This window comes from Microbacterium sp. FG3 (assembly GCF_057809335.1).
Genome location: NZ_JBMDJT010000063.1, coordinates 1 through 4568 on the forward strand (window position 1 = coordinate 1; position 4568 = coordinate 4568).

4 protein-coding genes are annotated in these 4568 nt (G+C 72.1%); all 4 read left to right on the plus strand.

Features of this window, described 5'->3' with window-relative positions; translation table 11 throughout:
* The first annotated feature begins 30 nt into the window (after positions 1-30).
* From ACODR5_RS13370 to purH, 4 genes are read left to right on the plus strand one after another with little or no spacing between them, the layout of a single operon-like run.
* On the plus strand, positions 31-1311 hold the full coding sequence (locus ACODR5_RS13370; RefSeq protein ID WP_488983905.1) for an aspartate aminotransferase family protein: 1281 nt from the start codon (positions 31-33) through the stop codon (positions 1309-1311).
* 57 nt (positions 1312-1368) lie between these two features.
* Positions 1369-2127, plus strand: coding sequence for an SDR family oxidoreductase (locus tag ACODR5_RS13375; RefSeq protein WP_488983904.1), 759 nt, complete (start codon positions 1369-1371; stop codon positions 2125-2127).
* 56 nt (positions 2128-2183) lie between these two features.
* Positions 2184-2777 carry a phosphoribosylglycinamide formyltransferase gene (gene purN, locus ACODR5_RS13380; protein ID WP_460815937.1) on the plus strand — a complete coding sequence of 198 codons (594 nt, stop codon included), beginning with the start codon at positions 2184-2186 and terminating at the stop codon, positions 2775-2777.
* Between the two features lie 16 nt (positions 2778-2793).
* A complete protein-coding gene (gene purH / locus ACODR5_RS13385) occupies positions 2794-4401 on the plus strand; it encodes a bifunctional phosphoribosylaminoimidazolecarboxamide formyltransferase/IMP cyclohydrolase (protein ID WP_449855313.1) in 1608 nt (535 codons plus the stop codon).
* Positions 4402-4568 lie beyond the last annotated feature (167 nt).

A 4568-nucleotide genomic window follows, 5' to 3' on the forward strand; every position in this document is an offset into this window, starting at 1 on the left:
CCCCCCCCCCCCCCCCCCCCCCCCCCCCCCCTGGACCAGGGCGTCTTCCACTCCTGGGCGGCACAGGCGGCCTCGCCCGGCTTCGTGGTCGCGGGCGGCGAGGGCACGAGGGTCTGGGATCACGACGGCAACGAGTACCTCGACTTCTCCAGCCAGCTGGTGAACGTCAACATCGGCTACGGGCACCCGAAGGTCGTCGCGGCGATCCAGCGGCAGGCCGAGACCCTCGCGACGATCGGGCCCGCGACGGTCAACCTCACGCGCGGCGAGGCCGCGGCGCGGATCCTCGAGAAGGCCGGAGGGTCGTTCGAGAAGGTGTTCTTCACGAACGGGGGCGCCGACGCCAACGAGAACGCCATCCGGATGGCACGCCTGTTCACCGGACGTGACAAGGTGCTGAGCCGCTATCGCAGCTATCACGGCAACACGGGAGCGGCGATCGTGGCGACGGGCGACTGGCGGCGGGTGCCCAACGAGTACGCACGGGGCCACGTGCACTTCTTCGGCCCGTACGCGTACCGCAGTGAGTTCTGGGCCGAGACCGAGGGGCAGGAGTGCGAGCGGGCGCTGCACCACCTCGAGCGCGTGATCCAGCTCGAGGGCGCCGACTCGATCGCGGCGATCCTGCTCGAGGGCATCCCCGGCACGGCGGGGGTGCTCGTGCCCCCGCCCGGCTACCTCGCCGGCGTGAGGGAGCTGTGCGACCGCTACGGCATCGTGATGATCCTCGACGAGGTGATGTCGGGCTTCGGCCGGGCCGGAGAGTGGCTCTCGTGGCACAGCGAGCGCACCAACCCGACGGGCGTCACCCCCGACATCGTGACCTTCGCCAAGGGTGTCAACTCCGGCTACGTCCCTGTCGGCGGGGTGCTGCCCAGCCCGCGCATCGCGCACCACTTCGACGAGCGCGTCTTCCCCGGCGGCCTGACCTACTCCGGCCACCCGCTCGCGGCGGCGTCGATCGTCGCCGCGATCGACGCGATGACAGAGGAGCGGGTCATCGAGAACGCCCGCTGGGTCGGCGAGGCGCACATCGGGCCGGGGCTGGCGGCGCTCGCCGCGAAGCACGCCGTCATCGGCGAGGTGCGCGGCCTGGGCGTCTTCTGGGCCGTCGAGCTCGTCGCCGACGCCGCGACGCGCGAGCCGGTGAGCGCCGGGGTCATGGCGGCGGTGAAGGCCGGGCTCCTCGCGCGCGGCGTCATCGGCTTCTTCGCCGACAATCGTGTCCACGTCGTCCCGCCGTGCACCGTGCGGCCCGAGGAGGTCGGGCGGTACCTCGCCGCGCTCGACGAGACCCTCACCGCGCTCTGATCCGCCCGCCGAAGCCCCTCTCCGCTTCCCCCACCGCACCTCCCGGAAAGGCCTGCCGTGACCACCAGCACCGCCACCCACCCCCTCCGCGCCCTCGTCACGGGCGCCTCCAGCGGAATCGGCGCCGCCACCGTCCGCCGCCTGCGGGCGGAGGGGTGGGACGTCATCGCGTCGGCACGCCGCCGGGACCGCCTCGAGGCGCTCGCGGCGGAGACGGGCTGCGACATCGTCGTCGCCGATCAGACCGACCAGGCCTCGATCGATGCGCTGCGCGATCACGTCGTGGGCGGTGGGGCGCTGCACGCTCTCGTCAACAACGCCGGCAACGCGTTCGGGCTCGAGCCCGTCGAAACCGGTGAGCTCGACAAGTGGCGCCGGATGTACGAGCTGAACGTCCTCGGCACGCTGCGCGTGACGCAGGCACTGCTCCCGGCTCTGCGCGCCTCCGGGCGGGGCGATCTGCTGACGATCACATCGACCGCCGCGCACGGCGAGTACCCGGGCGGAGCCGGATACACGGGTGCCAAGCACGCCGAGCGACAGATGGTGAAGACCCTCCGGCTCGAGCTCGCGGGCGAACCGATCCGCGTGATCGAGATCGCCCCGGGCAACGTGGAGACGGAGTTCTCGCTCGTCCGCTTCGACGGTGACGTCGACCGGGCGGCCGCGGTGTACTCCGGGTACGACCCGCTCGTCGCGGACGACATCGCCGACGCGGTTGCGTGGACGCTGACGCGCCCGCACCACGTCAATGTGGACACCATGATCATCCGCCCCCGCGCGCAGGTGTCCACGACGCAGATCGCGCGCATCTGACGGTGCCCACGACGTCCCGGATCGGGCGATCCGCGCCGTCGCACTAGACTCGGAGGGTGCTCACGGTCGCCGTCCTCATCTCGGGCACCGGGTCGAATCTCAGGGCCCTGCTGGAGGCCGCGAGCGAGCCCGACTACCCGGCCCGCGTCGTCGTGGTCGGCGCCGACCGACCCGCCGACGGTCTGGAGCACGCCGCCGACTTCGGCATCCCCACCTTCACGGTGCCGTTCCGCGCGTTCGAGTCCCGCGAGGAGTGGGGTGCCGAGCTCGCCGCGCAGCTGCGGGCGTGGAAGCCCGACCTTGTCGTGCTGAGCGGCCTCATGCGGCTGCTGCCGGCCGCCGTCGTGGCCGAGTTCGCCCCGAACGTGATCAACACGCACCCCGCCTACCTGCCCGAGTTCCCCGGCGCCCACGGCGTGCGCGACGCGCTCGCCGCCGGGGCGGAGCAGACCGGCGCGAGCGTGATCGTCGTCGACGAGGGCGTCGACAGCGGCCCGATCCTCGCCCAGGAGCGCGTGCCCGTGCTGCCGGGCGACACCGAGGCGTCGCTGCACGATCGCATCAAGCCCGTCGAGCGCCGCCTGCTCATCGACGTCGTCCGCCGCATCGCCACCGGCGAGCTGGACCTCCGCACCCCCGCCTCGTCCTGATCCGAAGGAGCACCTCATGGCCGGCCCCCGTCACGACCCCTCGCTCTACCGCGAACGCGATGTGGTCCCCATCCGCCGGGCCCTCGTGTCGGTCAGCGACAAGACCGGCCTGATCGAGCTGGCCGCCGCGCTCGCCGAGGCGGGCGTCGAGATCGTGTCCACCGGATCGACCGCGGCCATGATCCGCGACGCCGGTCACGAGGTCACCGACGCGGCCACCGTGACGGGCTTCCCGGAGATGCTCGACGGGCGCGTCAAGACGCTGCACCCCCACGTGCACGGCGGCCTGCTGGCCGACCTGCGCCTCGAGCACCACGAGACGCAGCTGGCCGAGTTCGGCATCGCGCCGTTCGAGCTCGTCGTCGTGAACCTGTACCCGTTCGTCCAGACCGTCGCCTCCGGTGCGCAGGGCGACGACGTCGTCGAGCAGATCGACATCGGCGGCCCCGCCATGGTGCGCGCGTCGGCGAAGAACTTCGCCAACGTCGCGATCGTCGTAGGCCCGGAGGCGTACCCCTCGATCATCGAGGCGCTCGGCCGCGGCGGCACCACGCTGAGCGAGCGTCGGGAGCTCGCCGCCCGCGCCTTCGCGCACACCGCGACCTACGACACGGCCGTGGCGCAGTGGTTCGCCGAGGAGACGATGTCGGGCCAGAACGAGCTGCCCGAGCACCTCACGATCCAGGTCGAGAAGATCAGCGACCTGCGCTACGGGGAGAACTCCCACCAGCGCGCCGCCATCTACTCCCGCGCCGACGGCCACGGCATCGCCCAGGCCACGCAGCTGCAGGGCAAGGAGATGTCGTACAACAACTACGTCGACGCCGACGCCGCCCTGCGCGCCGCGTACGACATGGTCAAGCCCGCCGTGGCCATCATGAAGCACGCCAACCCGTGCGGCCTCGCCATCGCCGATCCGAAGGCCATCGACGCCATCGCCTCCGCGCACCTGCGCGCCCACGAGTGCGACCCGCTGTCGGCGTTCGGCGGCGTCATCGCCGCGAACCGCCCCGTCACGCTCAAGATGGCCGAGAACCTGCGCGACATCTTCACCGAGGTCATCGTCGCCCCCGGCTTCGAGCCCGCGGCGCTGGAGGTCTTCAAGGAGAAGAAGAACCTGCGCGTGCTGCAGCTGCCGGACGACTGGTCGCAGGAGCGGATGGACGTCCGCCTCGTCTCGGGCGGCCTGCTCCTGCAGGACGCCGACCTGTTCGATCGCGACATCGCGTCCATCGCCGAGCGCTGGGAGCTCGTTGCGGGGGAGCGACCGGACGACATCCCGGTCGACGACCTCGTGTTCGCCTGGAAGGCGTGCCGCGCCGTCAAGTCGAACGCGATCGTGCTCGCCCAGAACGCCGCCACCGTCGGCATCGGCATGGGCCAGGTGAACCGCGTCGACTCGTGCAAGCTCGCGGTCGAGCGCGCGGGCGACCGCGCCGCCGGATCGATCGCCGCGTCCGACGCCTTCTTCCCGTTCTCGGACGGGCCCGAGGTGCTCATGAACGCCGGCGTGCGCGTCATCATCCAGCCGGGCGGATCGGTCCGCGACGAGGAGACGATCGCGCTGGCCAAGGAGCGCGGCGTCGCCATGTTCTTCACGGGCGAGCGGCACTTCTTCCACTGAATTTTTCAGAAGCGTCTGCGCCGCTCGGGCAGTTCTTTTCAGAAGCGTCTGCGCGCGCTCGGGCACCCGCTGCGCGGGTGCCGCTCGCGTGCTCGCACCGGCGCTCGCGCGCCGGCGGGGGGGGGGGGGGGGGGGGGGGGGGGGGGGGGGGGGGGGGGGGGGGGGGG